A 17,095-nucleotide genomic window follows, 5' to 3' on the forward strand; every position below is an offset into this window, starting at 1 on the left:
CTACTTGCTCGCGGGCGCCGCGACGGCGTCCAGCTCGTTGAGGAAGCGGTCGACGGTGCCACGGCGGCGGGAGTCGTCCTCGAGGGACTCGCCCACGACCTTGCTCGCCAGTTCGACAGCGGTGCGGCCGAGGTCGGCACGCAGCTCCGCGACGATCTGGGCGCGCTGAGCGTCCAGCTGGTGCTGGCCCTGCGCGACGATGCGCGCGGATTCGGCCTGCGCCTGCTCACGCATCTCCTCGACGATCTGCAGGCCCTCGGCCCGTGCGTCGTCGCGGATGCGTGCGGCCTCGGCGCGAGCCTCGGCCAGCTGCTCCTTGTACTGCTCGAGAGCACGCTGAGCCTCGGCCTGAGCCTGCTCGGCCTTCTCGATGCCACCCTCGATCTTGGCCGTTCGCTCCTCGTACAACGCCTCGAAGCGCGGTGAGACGAACTTCTTGATGACGAAGAGGAGGAGCAGGAACGCGACGAGACCGAGGATGATCTCCGAGGTATGCGGAATGACCGGGTTGACCGGACCCTCCGCAGCCAGGATGAGGGTGTCCATCACCGTTTCTCCTAACGCGATCAGAGGTCGGTCAGGCAGTCGCGATGAAGTACACGACGAAGCCGATCAGCGCGAGGACCTCGACGATGGCGAAGGTGGTCCACGCCAGGCCGAGCAGCACGCCGCGGGCCTCGGGCTGACGGGCGGTGCCGCTGATGACCGAGGAGAAGATCAGACCCACGCCGATGCCCGGGCCGATGGCCGCAAGGCCGTAGCCGATGGCCGCGAGACCCTGGTTCAGGTTGACGGCGTCCTGGGCGATCTGGATAGCGCTCACTGTTGCTGTTCCCTTTCCAACTCGGTCCGCGAGATTTCGCGGATCGGAGGCTTTGCGTTTCTCAGTGCTCTTCTGCCAGCGCCATGCCGATGTAGCTGGCAGACAGCAGCGCGAAGATGTAGGCCTGCAGGCACATGATCAGCGCCTCCAGGAAGGTCAGCGCGATGGCGAAGGCGAAGGACACCGGCGCCACGATGACGGTCAGGCCGCCATTCAGCAGCAGGAACTCACCGGCCAGGGTGAACACCAGCAGCAGGAGGTGACCCGCGAACATGGCAGCGAAAACTCGGATCGCCAGCGTGAGCGGGTTCAGGATGAACTTCTGGAAGAACTCGATCGGGATCAGCAGCGGGAGCACGAACCACGGCGCGCCCGGCGGAATCGTCTGGTGCTTCAAGTAGCCCACGAAGCCGTGCCGCTTGAACCCGACGAAGTGGTACACCGGGTAAACGACGAGCAACGAAACGGCGAGCGGGAATCCGATGTGCGACATCGTGGGGAACTGGACGATCGGGATGAGCCCGAACAGGTTGTTCACCAGGATGAAGGTGAAGATCGTGAGGATCAGCGGGATGAAGGGCTTGAAGTCCTTCGAGCCGATCTGCTCCCTGGCGATGTTGTTGCGCCCGAAGTCGTAAAGCGACTCGGCGGCGAACTGGAACTTGCCGGGAACGACCTTGAGGTTGCGGGTCGCCGCAATGAAGAAGACGGCGATGATCACGATCGACAGCACCAGCAGGACCATCGGCTTCGTGACCGAGCCGAAGATCGGCGGGAGGAAGAAGTCCTTCACACCGGGAGCGACGAACTCGCCCCCCGAAGCCAGCAACTTGGTCACTGTGTTCCTTCCGGTTCTCCCGGCCGGCGTTCACTCCGCCGGGGGAATCGTCACGATCTGGACTTAACGTACCTTACGGTTCGCAAGCGACTGCCAGAGGCACCCTGCTATCGGGTGTCCCTGGTCTGCGCGGACCATATCAGCAGGTCTAGGCGCCTTCGGAGGCGGGCACGACCATCTGGCTACGGCTGCGCCTGGAGGCTCTGGCCTCCAGGAACGACGTGACGAGCACTGTCGCCACCAGGGTGATTCCCAGTGCCTTGGGTTCGAGCCACGACTGGTTGCGCAGCAGGATCACCGCGAGCAGCAACACGATCAGCTTGCCCATGAATCCGCCGAGTGCGGCGACCATCACGAACATCGGATCGAGCGCCGCGGTCTTGCGCATCAACAACAGCGTGGCAAGGCTCGAACCGATGGCGATCGCACCACCGATCAATGATCCGAAGAGACCAGCGGTCCCCCAGATCACCGTTGACACGACGACGCCGAGGACAAACGTGCCGAGCGCGGCCCACGCGGCCTCGCGGAACATTTCCCCGGCGAGTCGCTGGACGGTCAGCTCGTGCGTGACGGCCTTGTCCGCGTCGCTCATGTCCCGAAGTCTAGGAACCCGCATTCCAGCACCTGCGGGCAGCCCCTCGTTAACGGTGGTTAAGCGGCCCCAAACAAGATGGCGCACCAATTCGCGGTGAACTTTCAGGACTTGCTGCGAGCGTCCCTGAGCCGGGGGATCACCGAGACCACGAACGTCACGATCAGCCCGATGACGAAGCACGTGGCCACGATGATCGGGTCGAACAGCGTGAGCGCGACCGCGCCGAACGCCAGTACGCCGGCCCACAAGTAGATGAGGAGCACGGCACGGCGCTGCGAATGCCCGATCTCCAGCAACCGGTGGTGCAGGTGCATCTTGTCCGGGGAGAACGGGCTCTCGCCGCGCCGGGTGCGGCGGATGATCGCCATCAGCAGGTCGAGCAGCGGCACGAACAGCACCGCGGCGACCACGATCAGCGGCGAGAGCAGACCGAGCAGGTCGGCCGCGCTGCCGGTGGCCTGGTTGATCTTGCCCGACGCGCTGGTGGTGGCGGCGGCGAGCATGAGGCCGATGAGCATGGAGCCCGAGTCGCCCATGAAGATGCGCGCGGGGTTGAAGTTGTGCGGCAGGAAGCCCAGGCACGCACCCGCCAGCACCGCGGCGATCAGGGCCGGCGGGTAGGCCTCGACGGCACCCTGGCGTTCGACCAGCAGACCGATCGAGAACGCGGCCGTCGCGGCGGCGGCGATGAGGCCGATGCCGGCGGCGAGTCCGTCGAGGCCGTCGACGAAGTTCATCGCGTTGATCATGGTGACCGCGAGCAGCACGGTCAGCAACGCGCCCTGGTTCTGGTCGAGGGAGATGGTCGCGCCGCCGTCCCACGGCACCCACGCGATCATCCACTGGAGACCGAACAGCACGAGGATGCCCGCCGCGGTGACCTGGCCGGCGAGCTTGGTGAGCGAGTCGAGCTCGAACCTGTCGTCGATCGCGCCCACGAGCACGATGACGCCGCCCGCGACCATGACGCCCCACGGGTCGTTGGAGAAGTCGAACGCCGCCCGCAGCACCGGCAACTGGTGCGCCACGAACATGCCGGCCAGCACGCCGCCGTAGATGGCGACGCCACCCATGCGCGGCATCGGCTGCACGTGCACGTCGCGCTGCCGTGGGTAGGCCACCGCCCCGAGCCGGAACGCCATCGCGCGCACCAGACCCACGAGCAGGAACGTCACGACGGCAGCGATCAACGCGACGAGCAGGTACTCGCGCACGGGAAGGATGAACGAGGATGCGGGCCCCACGGGCCTACCAATCAATCGGGAGTCGGGGTGCTCGCCACGGTACCCGCGGCGACCATGATCAATTCTGGCAGCAACTCACTACCGCGCGACCTCGACCTCGATGCCGAGCACCTCGTTGACGTCTTCCTTGGTGACCGCACCCTCGCGGAGGATCAGCGCGTCGGGCCCGGTGAGGTCGACGATGGTCGAGGCGATGTTCTCGCCACTCAGCCCACCGTCGAGGTACACGGGCACCGCGTCCCCGAGCTGGTCACGAGCCTTCTGCGCACTGGACGCGGGCGCGTGCCCGGTCTTGTTCGCGCTGGACACGGCCATCGGCCCGACATCGCGCAACAGTTCCAGGGCAACAGGATGCAACGGCATGCGCAGCATGACCGTGCCGCGCGTCTGCCCCAGATCCCAAGCCAGGCTGGGCGCGTGCGGCAACACGATGCTCAGCCCACCGGGCCAGAACGCCTCGATGAGCGCCCGCGCCTGCCGCGACACGCTGAGAACCAGCCCGTCGATGGTGGTCCAGGACCCGACCAGCACGGGCACGGGCATGTCAGGCCCACGCCCCTTGGCGTCGAGAAGACTCCGGACGGCTTCGGCGTCGAACGCGTCGCAGCCGATCCCGTAGACGGTGTCGGTGGGAAGGACGACGAGGCGCCCGCTCCGCACCGCTCCGGCGGCGGCGGCAAGTCCCGCCGTGCGGTTGCCCGGTTCGCTGCAGTCGTAGACCGTGCTCACCTCAGTGAGCCTAGCCAGCCTCCACGGCAGGGTGACGCAAGGCCCGGCTAACTACCTGCGGGTGCACCCCAAACACCTAAAACCTGCGCCTTCGTTCTCACTTAGAGCGTTCGCAACTTTCCTGACCAGGGCAAGGTTTCGCCCCAAACAGGGCTAAGTAGTTCAACGCATCCCCCAAACGGACGCGCAACTGTAAGGTCATGGGTCGACCACAGAGCGCAATCGGGGAGGGTCGAGCTTCTGTGTCTGAAGAAGCAGTGACGAGCGGCAAGGTCGGCAGCTTCGCCGACAGGGCCTCGGGGAGTACTTGGGACGGCATCTTCGGCAGTGGCCTGAGTGCCGTCATGGATGCCGGTAGAGCCATCGCGGTAGCTGTGGAGACCCAGCAGCTGTCCGTCGACCCGCAACTGGTCGACGCCATGATCAAAAAGCTGACCGGCATGAAGGACGCGATCGACGAGGTCCAGCAGAGTGCTGCGGACCTCAGCATCGACGCCAAGCTCGGCGGCGGGTACGCCGAGCAGATCAGCCAGAACAACAGGACCTTCGGTCGAGCTGCACAGCAGACGCTCAAGGACCTGGCCAAGGCGATCGACGATCTGAAGACTCAGATCGAGAAGAGCCGCGCCACCTACGCGGCAGTCGATCAGGGCTCAGCCGACTCGCTCAAGAAAATCGACGGGAAATGATGAAGCGCATCCTCATCGCCACGATCGGCCTGGCCGCCCTCACCGCTGGATGTACCGGCAACGCGATCGGCGGCGATCCGGCTCCGACGAGTGGCGGCTCCGCACCCACCAGTAGTTCCGGCTCAGCGTCGGGACTGGAGGCGGTCAAGCCGTGTGATCTGCTCACCGAGACCGAGGTTTCGGGGCTAGGTCTCACCTACCCGGGCAAGGCATCGCAGGTGGGAACCTCCGACGGTTGTGCCTGGAACATCAGCGGCAACGGCGGCCTTCGCGCCGGCATCCGCACCGAGTCCGGGCTCAAGGACCTGAACCTCGACGGCGACAAGATCACGCAGACCAAGATCGGCAAGTACGACGCGACCAAGGTCGAGGCACAGGACGGTGCCAAGAACATCTGCACCTTCGCGATCGGTGTGAGCGAGTCGTCCTCGGTAGTGGTGATCGGGAACCTCACCGCTACCTCAGAAGACACCGCTGCCGCCTGCGAACGGTCCTCGAAGGCCGCCGAACTGATCGCACCGAAACTGCCGTAACGCCGCCCGAGGGGGAATCTCATGGCACCCGTCAAGCCCGCCGTCCCACATCCGAACGCGAACTATCCCGGCCAGCAGCACGAAGAGATGAAGAAGCTGGTCACGGAGAAGTACGACCCCAGCTCCGCGAACCAGGTGATCGATGCCTGGGGAGCGCTTGGGTCACGGTTCAAGGAACTGGCCACCGACTTCAGCATTCTGGTCAACGGCTCGCAGTCGGCGTGGACGGGCAAGGCCGCCGAGGGGGTTCGGGCCGCGCTCAACAAGGTGGGGACATTCGCGGACAACACCGGTGAGGGCTTCGTGCGCACCTCCGACGCCATCGCGCAGCAACGGGATGCGGCGGTGCAGGCGAACCGCAGCATGCCCGAACCGGTCAACTTCAGTCCGATGGACATTATGAAGAAGTACGCCGCCCCCTCGGTCCTCTTCCCGCCTGCCATGGTGGGCGCACCGTTCGAGATGCTGTCCAAGCACAACGAACAGCAAGAGGCGAAGGCCGAAGCCGTTCAGGTCATGCAGACGCGTGACAACACGATGATGTCAGCGGCGATGTCCATGCCCACCATGGAATCCGCTCCGCAGGTCACGCAGGACCAGGGCGTCACGCAGAAGAGCAGCACCAACAGCTCGCACAGCCTGAGCAACGTCAACGCCAACCAGCAGTTCGGCAACAACAGCAACGCGGGCATGCCCTCGATGCCGCCGGGCTCCAACAACGGCACGACCAACGCCGCGTGGGCCGCACCTCAGGTCAAGGACCCGTCCCTGCAGCCCGGAAACAACCAGAACATCCCCGGCGGCCAGAACCGGCCGCCGTTCGCCCCGCCCGGAATGCTGCCGCCTCCCGGAATGCGGCCGCCCGGCGGCGGTCTGCAAGGACGACCTCCCGGCGGCGTTCCAGGCATGCGTCCTGGAGGCCCCGGCGGCGGTCCCGGTGGCGGTGCGGGCGGCCGCGGCGCCGGCGCGGGCGGTATGGGTCCGGGCGGCATGGGTGGTGCCGGTTCCGGGCGTGGCATGGGCAGCTTCGGCCCCGCCACCCCTGGCGGCAGCGCCGGGGTCATGGGCAACGGCCCAGCCGGAGCAGGCGCGGGTGCTGGTGGCGGTGCCGCGGGACGTGGCGGCGCGGGTGCCGGCGGTATGGGTGCCGGAGGTGGCGCCGGTGCGGGTCAGGGCGAGGAGGACAAGGAGCACAAGTCCAACTACCTGCTCCCGACCGACGACTTCTTCGACGACGATCGCATGGTGGCGCCGCCGGTGATCGGCGGATGAAGCAGATCGCGCAGCTCTCCCTGCCCGCGTTCGAGGTCCTCTGGGAGGACCTGCGGGCGGGGAGCGTCCCGTACCCCTTCGACGTCAGCCAGCACGGCGAGACGCTCGACGAGCGTGCCCGCATCAAGGCCGCGGTGCACGCGGATCTCGAACGGCGGAACCTGGCTCGGCGGGGCAGGCCGGAGCCTGACCTCGAGGACGCGCTGAACCTGTTGGCACGGCCCGAACTCCGTGTCATCGCACTCTGCATACCGGACATGAACCAGCAGAAGCTCGTTCGTGCGAGCGTGGTGGCTCGCGGTGGTTACGCGGTGCTGGTGACTCAGGAGGACACGAGCATCACGCTGAAGTCGCTGCAGCCCAACGAGATCGCGACGAGCCTCGCCAACGCCATGCCGCCGGGCAGGCCGGGTCCCGGCAAGCTCGTGACCGTGCCGGCCCAGGCGTTCGAAAACCAGCCGCAGCAGCAGGAAGGCTTCCGGCAGGCGGTTCGCTCGGCGGAGAACGACGACGTCCGCATCGCCAAGCAGATGCTGACCGGCCCTGCCATCGGCAACGGCCACTTCCTCGTGCAGCTGGGGCAGGGCCGCACCAAGCGCGACTTCCCGCCGGTCACGTGGATCGACACGAACCAGGGCCGATACTCCAACATCGAGACCCGCAGCGGCTGGTTCACGATCAGCCCCGCCGACAACATGGGCCTGGCGCGGCACCTCGGGCAGGTTCTGGCGATGACGAGCGAGCGATGAACCCCGGACAGATGATCGCGGACCTGGAGTCCAAGGCCCAGCAGCTCCAGCAACGCTCGCAGCAGATGCAGGAGCAGATCCAGCACGCCAGCAGCACCGTCACCTCGCCCAACGAGGCGGTGACGGTCCAGGTCGCACCGAACGGCGCGTTGCAGCACATCGAGTTCTCGCCCACCGCGATGCGCCTGACGCACGTGCAACTGAGCCAGCTCGTGATGCAGACCGTGCAGAAGGCCCAGATCCAGGCCGCCGAGCAGGTCGCGTCCATCGTGGAGCCCGAGTTCGGCGGCACCGAGGCGATGGACTTCCTGCGCAGCTTCATCCCGCAGCCGGAGGAAGAGGAAGCGCCGCCACCGCCTGCGGAGGGTCAGGTCATGCGTGAGGTCTCGTGGAACGAGCCCGCGCAGAAGCCCCGACCGAAGCCGCAACGTCCGGCGGATGACGACGAGGACGGCTTCGGGAGCGTGCTCCGATGACCGGCCCGGGCTTCGGAGTCGATCCGGTCGAGCTGCTCAAGTTCGCCAAGGGTCAGCGAACGCGGGAAGACGCGCTGGACGCCGTGGGCAACAAAGCGGCTGTGGTCGACCTGGGTGGCGACACGTTCGGCCAGTTGCTGTCCTTCTTCGCCTCGAGCGCACAGGAGTGGGCACAGGGCACCACTGCCGCGATCAGGGAGCTCGCCACCGCTGTCGGCAAAGCCTCCGAAGACACGGTGGCCACGGCGGAGACCTACGAGTCCTATGAAGACGTGAACCGCGACAGGTTCGGAGGCCCCCGATGAGTTGGACCGGATTCAGCAGCGACAGTGCGGCGAATCCTGACAACTTCGCGGGTGGCGGGCTCGCCGAGTCCCTGATGCAGACCATCGACTCTGCCAGCCGCCTTGGCGAAGGCGACTTCGCCGAGTTTGGGATGAACCTCGCCGCAACGGGCCTGGATGTCCTGGGAATGTGGATGGACCCGGTCGGTGCGCTGGCCACCGCGGGGATCGGCTGGCTGATCGAACATCTCAGCTTCCTGCGCGAACCGCTCGACTGGCTGGCCGGAAACGGCGACAAGATCAAGGCAGCCGTCACCACCTGGAACCAGGTCTCCGCCGATCTCCAGAACATCGGCGACCGGCAGGGCAAGGCGGTGAAGAGCGAGCTCCCGTGCTGGGAGCAGGGCACCGCGGCCGAGAAGTTCCGGCAGAGTCAGCGCGAGCTGGCCGCTGAGATCGCGATGGTGTCGAAGATGAGCGCGTACGTCGCGTCCGAGATCGCCACCGCCGGCACCATCACCGCGGCGATCCGCGGCATGATCCGTGATCTCATCGCACTGTTCGTCTGGGAAGTCATCCGCAACGCGGTCATCGCGCTCGCGTCCTCGGTGGTGTCGCTGGGCAGCTCGATCGCGGCGTTCTCGGCGTGGGCTGTCGGGCGCGGTGCGGTGGTGCTCGGCAAGATCACGCAACAGCTCGCCAAGCTGGTCAAGCTCGTCATGCGCATCATGAGCCGCGTCAAGGGGCTCTTCGGACAACTGGGCGACGCACTCAAGCGCCTCGGCAGGTTCGGCAGAGGCGGCGGCATGAGCGCGCCGCACGCTCCGCGCACCCCGTCGACTCGGGGAGACGGTCTCGCGGACGCGGGCAAACGGCTGGAGGACTGGGGCAACACGCGCCCGTCGCTCAGCGACGCCGGCGACAAGCTCAAGCAGGCCGGTCGCGAGTTCAAGGACGGCTACGGAGACGCGGGCGACGTCTGGAAGAACAAGTACGAGGAACCCTGGAGCAACAGCGACAAGGTCAGCAAGATTCCTCGACCCCTGCAGGACGCGGTCGGGGCTTACACGCCCTACAAGCCGCGCACGCGTCCAGACGGCACGGTGACGCCGCACTCGATGCCCAACGTCGAGGACGGGGGCTGGGTCGCGAAAGCTACGGCTGACCATCTCCGCGAGTGGGCGAAGTACGACGAGCTGGAGAGTCAGGGCAGAACGTTCCCCAGGCAGCAAGGGTCGTTGGACGAGTGAACCGCACCAGACCCGAGTTCCAGCCGAAGAGGCTTGTCCGCTTCAGCCTGCTCACTCTGGGAATCATCGCGGGCAGCTTCTTGATCATGACGGTGGGCAACGCCGTCATCGTCGTGGCATTCGCCCTCGCCATCCTCTGGCTCGGCTATGTGTTCACGGTGACGGGCTTCCGACCGAAAACATCGAGGTGGGAGCTCTTTCCCGCCATGGCGCTCGCGATCGTCACCATCTTCCCCGCCAACATCGGCAGTCACTCCCTCTGGCTCACCGCCTACGGGGAAACACTGCACTGCAAGGTCACCAGCATCGAGACGCACGTGCACCGGCGCAGTCCGAACACCTACAGCAACGAGTTGCAGTGCGGTGACCGAAAGGTGACGTATCTGCCCAGCATGTACCGCGAGGTGCACGAAGTCGGCGCGGAGATGGACATCGTCGTCGACGAGACGGGAGTCGTCCCCAACCTCGAACCCGACAAGGTCGGGCTGGGGCACAGCCTGCTGTTGCTGGTCGCCTTGCTCATGAACGCGGCGTTCATCTTCCTCGTCGCCTGGCTCCCGGTCCGCTCACCCGTGCCGGCCGAAGAGCAGGAGTAGGCGCACACGCGGTCACGCGCGAGGCGGCGGTTCCTCGTAGCGCGTGACCGCGTGCCCTCCCCGCGGAGAACATACGACCGTTCGGCCGCACGGTGACCAAACGTCGTGTTATTGGCCAGGATTTGGCCACTCCGCCCTCAAGCCAGCCACGAGCGGATCGGTGGCGCGTCCGGCAAGCTGGTCGTTGCCCTCGTTCGGCGCATTGACAATGTGCATTTCTGCCGTCTTCGCCCCATTCCGATCAGGAACGACTATTGTTCCACCCGCAGAGTTCAATTAGGTGTCTTGTTGTCTCACCATGTCCCTGACCAGCACAAACACAGAGTGCTCGATTCAATGACAGAAAGTGGACAGGACGATGTCAACTCCCGCCGCGGCGACGGGAAACGATTCTCCGAAGTTGCGCGACGACACTACCCGCTTCCTCTGCGGAGCCGCTCACCGCGACGAGGAGTTCGCGGATTCCGCCATTCGCGAGTACCTCGTGGAGGCCACCCGGTCGATTCCGCGTTCGCCGGGCGTCAACTCCGGCGCGGTGTTGCGGGAGGCGGTGGCGGCGCGTACGCGGCGCAAGGTGCGCGACGGGGTGTTGCTGGTGCTGGCGCTGGTGGTGCTGTTCGCCGCCAGCGGGACGTTGCTCACGGCGTGGCTGGTGGTCGCGTCGATCGTGGCGGTCGGGACCGGGGCGCGCGTGGGGTTCACGCGGTCTCGGCGGGTGGTCTCGCAGCGCGGGCCGGCCGTGCTCGGCTCGATCGCCAGCGTGATCGCGCTCTTGTTCGTGCTGTACAAGCTCATGGACGAGCTCGCCGCCTCCAGCGAGTACTGCAGGCCCAGGTACGAGGAGTGCGGGACGGAGAGCAGCGGCGGCGCGCTCGCGGCGTTGATCATCGCGATCGCGCTGGTCTTCGCGGTGCTGTTCGCGGATCGGGTCGTGACGTGGCTGCTGGTCACGAAGAGCTTCCGGCGCGCCGGTTTCCGCACCAGCAAGGGCGCGCAGGAGCTGTGGCGCAACGAGTGGGCGTTCCGGGGGCTTGGGCACGCGAACTACGCCGAAGCGCTCGCGCTCTACCCGGTCGAGGAGAACGACGAGCCTGACGACGGGGACGGCGCGCAGGTGATCGTCTACCACGGCTATCGGCCGTTCGTCGGCTCCGGCACGATGTTCGAGCCGTGGTCCATGGCGCTGCCCCTCAAGCCCGCCGCCGACGAGCTCGACGCGCCGCTGCCCGGGTTCGCCCTCCAGGAGCTGTACGAACGCATCACGAGCGAACTGGTCAAGACGGGCCGTTCGCCGTCGCTCTCGCCGGGGCATCGGCTGAGCGGCCTCAGGACCGGCGACCGCGTCGTCATCTCCTCGGTCGAGCTGATCGACCACATCGACGACGACGAAGCCCGGATCGTGTTGCCCGACAAGGACTACTCGCCAGAGGACACCGTCAGCAGGTCCGTTGTGGACGACCTGATCGCCAGGCCGATGGAGTGGATGCGCTACTTCCGCTCGTTCCAGGTCGAGACGTGGGACCGGGATGTCGTGATCTCCGCGTACCTGACGTTCGGGCTCGACGAAGAAATGCTCTACGTCGAGTGGACGCCGTGCATCCTGCACCCGATCAGCGCCGAGCACCGGACGATCGACGTGCTGCCGGAGCAGTCGCTGCGGCCGCTCGGCGACGCGATCTTGGACCTGTTGAAGTTCCCGGCGTCGATACCCAGGCGGTTCGCCTCGGCGCTCGGCTGGATGAACCCGATCCGCCAGGCCGAGGGCACGTACGTCGCGGAACGCTACGGCGCCAGCAACAGCCTGCGCGAACTCGCGAGCAGGAGCCAGGTCGACAACTACTTCCAGCTCACCGACGTCGAGCGCTACGTCAAGGTGCTGGAGTCACGGCTGCTGCGCACGCTCGGGGAGTTCCTGGAGAGCAAGGGCATCTCGGTCACCGAGTTCATGGAGCAGGCCATGCAGGTGACGAGCAACAACGTGCACATCACCGGCCCGGTGATCTCCAGCAACATCGGCACGTCGGGCAAGGCACGCACCGGGAAGACGAACGTCGGCAAGGGAAGCTCATGAACGAACGCAACTTCGAGGTCCAGGGACCGGTGATCGGCAGCAACATCGGCACCAGCGGCCGCGCCAGGACCGGTGACGTCCACATCGGACACATCAAGGACGTGAGCACCGTGCTGCGGCTGCTCGACGAGCTGCGCGAGGACCTGAACGAGGCGCAGGCGCCCACGTCCACCATCGAGGCGGTGGACGACCTCCGCGCCGAAGCGCGCAAACCCAAGCCCAGCAAGGACGTCGCGGACCACCTGATGGACAAGCTGGCGGACCGCGGCCTGGGCGAGCAGGTGAAGGACCTCTCGAAGGCCTTCGACGCCCTGTTCTGAGCTGCTACCCGACCTTGCGGGCGGTCGCGAACCTGGGCCGTCCCGCGAGGTCGGCGTGGCCGGTCACCTCGGTGAGCACCCGGCGCGCGGCCAGCAGCGCCGGCACGGACTCGCCCTGCGTGTCGTCGTGCTCGATCCCGACGGACCCACCGGGCTTCAGCCACCGCGCGGCAGCCCGCACGACGTGCCGGATCACGTCCAGCCCGTCGGCACCCGAGAACACCGCGTGGTGCGGGTCGTGCACGCCCACCTCGGGCTGCACCGGAGTTCCCTCCGGCACGTAGGGCGGGTTGCACACCACGAGATCCACCACACCGTCCAGATCGGACAGCAGCGACGGGTCGGTGGCGTCACCGGAGTGCAGCCGGATCGGTGTGTCCCCGGCGGCCACGCGCGCGTCGGCGTTGCGGCGCGTCCACGACAGCGCCTGCGGGTCGATCTCCACCGCGTGCACCACCGCGTCCGGACGGGCGGCCGCGATCGACAACGCCAGCGCGCCCGTTCCCGTGCAGAGGTCCACGACCACCGGCGAGGAAACGCCGGCGAGCGCCTTGAGGCCCCACTCCATCAGCAGCTCGGTCTCGGGCCGCGGCACGAACACCCCCGGTCCGACCTCGACGGAGATGGTGCCCATGGGCGCCCAGCCGAGGATGTGCTGCAACGGGATGCGGGAGGCGCGAACCAGGACGAGCTTGTGCAGCTGGTCGATCACCGACGGATCGACCAGCGGGATGAGCGGCAACCGCCCGCGCCCGACCCCGAGCACGTGCGCGGCCAGGTACTCCGCGTCGACCCGCGGACTGTCCACACCCGCCTCGGCGAGGATTTTCGCCGCCTCGGAGACGGCGAGGCGGAGCGGTTGCCGGTTCATCATCAGATGCGAAAACTACCTCAGAAGTTGATCATGTGCCCGGCCAGGCCGTGCACCGCTTCCTTGACCGCCTCGGACAGCGTCGGGTGCGCGTGGACGTTGCGCGCGACCTCGTGAACGGTGAGGTCCCACTGCTGCGCCAGCGTGAGCTCGGGCAGCAGCTCGGTCGCCTCGGGGCCGATGATGTGGCCGCCGAGCAGCTCGCCGTGCTTGCCGTCGCTGATCAGCTTCACGAACCCGCCGGGCTCGGCCAGGCCGTGCGCCTTGCCGTTCGCGGTGAACGGGAACTTCGAGACCTGGACGTCGAAGCCCTTCTCGCGCGCCTGCTTCTCCGTGTAGCCGAACGAGGCGATCTGCGGCTGGCAGAACGTCGCCCGCGGGATCATCACGTAGTCGAGCTCCATCGTCTCGGCACCCGCGATGGTCTCCGAGGCGATGATGCCCATGGACTCGGCGGTGTGCGCGAGCATCAGCTTCGCGGTGACGTCACCGATAGCGAAGATGTGCGGCACGTTGGTGCGGCCACGGCCGTCGATGTCGATCGCACCGCGCTCGGTCAGCTTCACGCCGGTCTTCTCGAGGCCGTAGCCCTCGACGCGCGGCACGAACCCGATGGCCTGCATGACCTTGTCTGCCTCGAGGACTTCCTCGGCGCCGTTCTTCGACACGGTGACGCGGACCTTGGGGCCGGACTCGTCGATCGACTCGACGCGGGTGCCGAGGCGCACGTCGACGCCCAGCTTCTTGTAGCGCTTGAAGAGCTCGGCGGACACCTCTTCGTCCTCGAGCGGCACCATGCGGTCGAGGAACTCGACGATGGTGACCTTCACGCCGTAGTTGTGCATGACGTAGGCGAACTCGACGCCGATCGCGCCCGCACCGGCGATGATGATCGACTCGGGCAGGTCCTCGGTCATGATCTGCTCTTCGTAGGTCACGACGCGGTCGGACTTCTGCGTGTTCGGCAGCATCCGGGTCGTGGCGCCCACGGCGATGATCGCGTGGCCGAACGTGATCGTCTCGTCCCCGACGGTCAGCGTGTGGTCGTCGGTGAAGCTGGCCCACCCGTTGTACTCGGTGATGCCGTTCTTCTTCATGAGGAAGTGCACGCCCTTGACGCGCCCGTCGGCGACCTTGCGGCTGCGCTGCCACGCCACGCTGTAGTCGAAGCTGACGGTGCCGTCGACCTTGATGCCGAACGTCTTCTGCTCGTGCGTGAAGAGGTGCGCGAGCTCAGCGTTGCGCAGAAGAGCCTTCGACGGGATGCAGCCCACGTTCAGGCAGACACCGCCCCAGTACTTCTCCTCCACGATGGCGGTCTTCAGCCCGAGCTGAGCCGCACGGATCGCGGCGACGTATCCGCCCGGACCCGCACCCACGACGACGACATCAAAGTGTGCGCTCATAAGCACACAACCTAGCTCCCGAGCTGCTCCCGCAAGAACTCAACCGTCCGTTTCCAGGCGTTCGCGCGGGCATGTGCGGTGGCCTGCGGAGCACCACCACCCGAGAAGGTGACACCGGGTCCCGGATAGGTCACGTCGGTGGCCGGCCGGTGCGGCGGGCCCGCGATCAGGTGTCCTGCCTCGGGATACACGACGTGCTCGTACGGGAACGGGTGGTCGTGGTCCTTCAGCCGCCGCAACGCGACCTCGCTGAGCTCGGCGCTGGGCCACCCGTCGTCCTGTCCGGACGAGATGAGCAACACACCCCCGCCGATCCGCTCGACGGGGATCTCGGTGTCCTCCGGGATGCCGTCCTCGGTGCTGAACGCGAGCCTGAGCGGCACCGGTTCACCGTTGACGATCCGCGCGCGCAGCTCGTCGCCGATCTCGTAGGGCAGGTAGGGCAGCGGCTCGCCCTTGAGGGTCCACGACGCCGCCTCGTACGAGAGCTTCTGCAGCAGGTTGGCGCCCGGTCCGATGCCTTGCGTCACCACACCACTGCCGACCACGCTCACGACCGCGCTGACCTGCGAGTACGTGGAGCCGACGAGCAATGCCAGCTCACCGCCGCGCGATCCGCCGACGACGCCGATCTCGCCCGCGTGCTCGGAGAGGAAGTCGATGGCCTTGCCGAAGTACTCGAGCGGCACGTCGACGAGGTTCTCGGGCAGGCCCTTCAGGCCGAAGTAGCCGAGGGCGAACGTGACGAACCCGTGCGCGGCCAGCAGAGCCGCGTCAGCCTCCTGGAGGCCGCCTTCGGACCCACCCAGCACGATGACGCCCGGTAGGGCGCCACCGTCGTCCTCAGGGGCGAACAGCGTGCCGACCAGACCGTTCTCCCGGACCTCCAGCCGCACGACGCCCTCGGGGACGGACTGCCGGTCGAGCACGCGGTCCCCCACGCCCTCGACCGAGAGGACCGTGGGGCCGGCCTTGCCGCCGGTGCGTTCCAACGACCAGAACAGCCCCATCGGGTCGACGCCGCGATAGCTGCCATCGACTGGTGCGTGCCGCGTGAGGTCTACGACTCCACGGTCGTCTGCCTCGAACACGGCACGAGAGGCGCGATCACCGGTGGAAAGCTGCACGGTGATCGACTGGCCGGGCTTCAGCCCGGCGACGACCACGTCGACCGGGTGGTCGAGGGGCGCTGTCTGCGGACTAACCAGGATCTCGGCCACAACGCGCCCCTCTCACGTCGGATTACCCGCCTGCGAGCCGTTCTGCCCGGTCCGCGGCGGCGAGTGCGTCCACCATCGCGTCCAGGTCACCGTCGAGCACCTGGTCCAGGTTATGCGCTTTGTACCCAACCCGATGGTCGGAGATGCGTGATTCGGGGAAGTTGTAGGTCCTCACCCGTTCACTGCGGTCGACGGTGCGGATCTGGGTGCGCCGCGCGTCCGACTGCTCCTGTGCCTTCTGCTCCTCGGCGAGGGCCACCAGCCGGCTCTGCAGCACCTGCATCGCGCGCGCCTTGTTCTGGAGCTGGCTGCGCTCGTTCTGGCAGGAGGTGACGATGCCGGTCGGCAGGTGCGTGATGCGCACGGCGGAGTCGGTGGTGTTGACCGACTGACCACCCTTGCCGGACGACCGGTAGACGTCGATCCGCAGGTCCTTCTCGTCGATCTCGACCGCGGCGGTCTCCTCGGCCTCCGGGAAGACGAGGACACCGGCGGCGGAGGTGTGGATGCGCCCCTGCGACTCGGTGACGGGCACGCGCTGCACGCGGTGCACGCCGCCCTCCCACTTCAGCCGGCTCCACACCCCGTCCGGAACGGGGCTCTTGGTCTTGATGGAGACGGTGACGTCCTTGAACCCGCCGAGGTCGGAGTCGGTGCCGTCGAGCATCTCGACCTTCCACCCCTGGCGCTCGGCGTACCGGGTGTACATGCGCAGCAGGTCGCCGGCGAACAGCGCGGACTCCTCGCCGCCCTCACCGGACTTGATCTCCAGCAGCACGTCGTCCCCGTCGTGCGGGTCGCGCGGCAGCAGGAGCTCGGTGAGCTTCTCCTCCAGCCTGGCGAGCTGCTCCTCGATCTTGTCGACCTCTTCCTGGAACGACCTGTCCTCGGCGGCGAGTTCCTTGGCCGCCCCCAGGTCGCTCTTGACCGCCTCGATCTCCCGCGCCGTCTGCACGATGGGCCCGAGCGCGGCGTACCGCTTGCCGAGCTTGCGCGCCCCCGCCTGGTCAGCGTGCACGGAGGGATCGGCGAGCTTCTTCTCCAGCTCGTCGTACTCGGCGAGCAAGCTGTCCAGCGACTGCGACACGTCTCCTGCTTTCGTTGTGTTCCCCGGAAACGGCGACGG

General features: G+C 67.0%; 20 protein-coding genes. 10 read left to right on the forward strand and 10 right to left on the reverse strand.

Annotated features, from left to right (window positions below):
* From LX88_RS37985 to LX88_RS38010, 6 genes are all read right to left on the reverse strand, one after another.
* Complete coding sequence (locus LX88_RS37985) at positions 1–546, reverse strand: F0F1 ATP synthase subunit B (RefSeq protein ID WP_090066621.1); 546 nt, start codon at positions 544–546, stop codon at positions 1–3.
* Between the two features lie 31 nt (positions 547–577).
* A complete protein-coding gene (locus LX88_RS37990) occupies positions 578–823 on the reverse strand; it encodes an ATP synthase subunit C-like protein (RefSeq protein WP_090008758.1) in 246 nt (81 codons plus the stop codon).
* 61 nt (positions 824–884) lie between these two features.
* Positions 885–1,661, reverse strand: coding sequence for a F0F1 ATP synthase subunit A (atpB, locus tag LX88_RS37995; protein WP_258952593.1), 777 nt, complete (start codon positions 1,659–1,661; stop codon positions 885–887).
* Between the two features lie 148 nt (positions 1,662–1,809).
* A complete protein-coding gene (locus LX88_RS38000; RefSeq protein ID WP_258952594.1) occupies positions 1,810–2,256 on the reverse strand; it encodes a Cg1360 family ATP-synthase-associated protein in 447 nt (148 codons plus the stop codon).
* 104 nt (positions 2,257–2,360) lie between these two features.
* Positions 2,361–3,503 carry a glycosyltransferase family 4 protein gene (locus LX88_RS38005; RefSeq protein WP_090066624.1) on the reverse strand — a complete coding sequence of 381 codons (1,143 nt, stop codon included), beginning with the start codon at positions 3,501–3,503 and terminating at the stop codon, positions 2,361–2,363.
* A gap of 78 nt (positions 3,504–3,581) precedes the next feature.
* Entirely contained in the window at positions 3,582–4,232 is a 651-nt protein-coding gene (locus LX88_RS38010; RefSeq protein ID WP_258952595.1) for an L-threonylcarbamoyladenylate synthase, read from the reverse strand.
* Positions 4,233–4,474: 242 nt separating this feature from the next.
* Between LX88_RS38010 and LX88_RS38015 the strand changes: the two genes are divergently transcribed.
* The 10 genes from LX88_RS38015 (at position 4,475) to LX88_RS38060 (ending at position 12,472) form a co-directional block, all read left to right on the forward strand.
* Complete coding sequence (locus LX88_RS38015) at positions 4,475–4,921, forward strand: type VII secretion target (RefSeq protein ID WP_258952596.1); 447 nt, start codon at positions 4,475–4,477, stop codon at positions 4,919–4,921.
* On the forward strand, positions 4,921–5,454 hold the full coding sequence (locus tag LX88_RS38020) for a DUF3558 family protein (protein WP_258952597.1): 534 nt from the start codon (positions 4,921–4,923) through the stop codon (positions 5,452–5,454). Before LX88_RS38015 ends, LX88_RS38020 begins: the two co-directional genes overlap by 1 nt.
* 21 nt (positions 5,455–5,475) lie before the next feature.
* On the forward strand, positions 5,476–6,726 hold the full coding sequence (locus LX88_RS38025) for a hypothetical protein (protein ID WP_258952598.1): 1,251 nt from the start codon (positions 5,476–5,478) through the stop codon (positions 6,724–6,726).
* Complete coding sequence (locus tag LX88_RS38030; RefSeq protein WP_258952599.1) at positions 6,723–7,475, forward strand: ESX secretion-associated protein EspG; 753 nt, start codon at positions 6,723–6,725, stop codon at positions 7,473–7,475. Before LX88_RS38025 ends, LX88_RS38030 begins: the two co-directional genes overlap by 4 nt.
* Positions 7,472–7,951, forward strand: a complete 480-nt coding sequence (locus tag LX88_RS38035; protein ID WP_258952600.1) for a YbaB/EbfC family nucleoid-associated protein — start codon at positions 7,472–7,474, stop codon at positions 7,949–7,951. The genes LX88_RS38030 and LX88_RS38035 overlap by 4 nt, the downstream gene beginning before the upstream one ends.
* Complete coding sequence (locus tag LX88_RS38040; protein WP_258952601.1) at positions 7,948–8,256, forward strand: hypothetical protein; 309 nt, start codon at positions 7,948–7,950, stop codon at positions 8,254–8,256. Before LX88_RS38035 ends, LX88_RS38040 begins: the two co-directional genes overlap by 4 nt.
* Entirely contained in the window at positions 8,253–9,485 is a 1,233-nt protein-coding gene (locus LX88_RS38045) for a hypothetical protein (RefSeq protein WP_258952602.1), read from the forward strand. The genes LX88_RS38040 and LX88_RS38045 overlap by 4 nt, the downstream gene beginning before the upstream one ends.
* Positions 9,482–10,081: a hypothetical protein gene (locus LX88_RS38050; protein ID WP_258952603.1), complete on the forward strand. Its 600-nt coding sequence runs from the start codon at positions 9,482–9,484 to the stop codon at positions 10,079–10,081. Before LX88_RS38045 ends, LX88_RS38050 begins: the two co-directional genes overlap by 4 nt.
* Before the next feature lie 400 nt (positions 10,082–10,481).
* Entirely contained in the window at positions 10,482–12,152 is a 1,671-nt protein-coding gene (locus tag LX88_RS38055; protein WP_258952604.1) for an AbeC-like domain-containing protein, read from the forward strand.
* Complete coding sequence (locus LX88_RS38060; RefSeq protein WP_258952605.1) at positions 12,149–12,472, forward strand: hypothetical protein; 324 nt, start codon at positions 12,149–12,151, stop codon at positions 12,470–12,472. The genes LX88_RS38055 and LX88_RS38060 overlap by 4 nt, the downstream gene beginning before the upstream one ends.
* A 4-nt stretch (positions 12,473–12,476) precedes the next feature.
* Here the strand turns inward: LX88_RS38060 and prmC are convergent, their stop codons facing one another.
* From prmC to prfA, 4 genes are read right to left on the reverse strand one after another with little or no spacing between them, the layout of a single operon-like run.
* Positions 12,477–13,343 carry a peptide chain release factor N(5)-glutamine methyltransferase gene (prmC, locus tag LX88_RS38065; protein WP_258952606.1) on the reverse strand — a complete coding sequence of 289 codons (867 nt, stop codon included), beginning with the start codon at positions 13,341–13,343 and terminating at the stop codon, positions 12,477–12,479.
* Positions 13,344–13,363: 20 nt separating this feature from the next.
* A complete protein-coding gene (gene lpdA, locus LX88_RS38070; protein ID WP_258952607.1) occupies positions 13,364–14,749 on the reverse strand; it encodes a dihydrolipoyl dehydrogenase in 1,386 nt (461 codons plus the stop codon).
* Between the two features lie 11 nt (positions 14,750–14,760).
* A complete protein-coding gene (locus LX88_RS38075) occupies positions 14,761–15,969 on the reverse strand; it encodes an acyl-CoA thioester hydrolase/BAAT C-terminal domain-containing protein (protein WP_258952608.1) in 1,209 nt (402 codons plus the stop codon).
* 22 nt (positions 15,970–15,991) lie between these two features.
* A complete protein-coding gene (gene prfA / locus LX88_RS38080; protein WP_258952609.1) occupies positions 15,992–17,056 on the reverse strand; it encodes a peptide chain release factor 1 in 1,065 nt (354 codons plus the stop codon).
* Positions 17,057–17,095 lie beyond the last annotated feature (39 nt).

Origin of the sequence: Lentzea californiensis (assembly GCF_024648825.1) — a bacterium.
In the GTDB taxonomy this organism is placed as follows: domain Bacteria; phylum Actinomycetota; class Actinomycetes; order Mycobacteriales; family Pseudonocardiaceae; genus Lentzea; species Lentzea californiensis.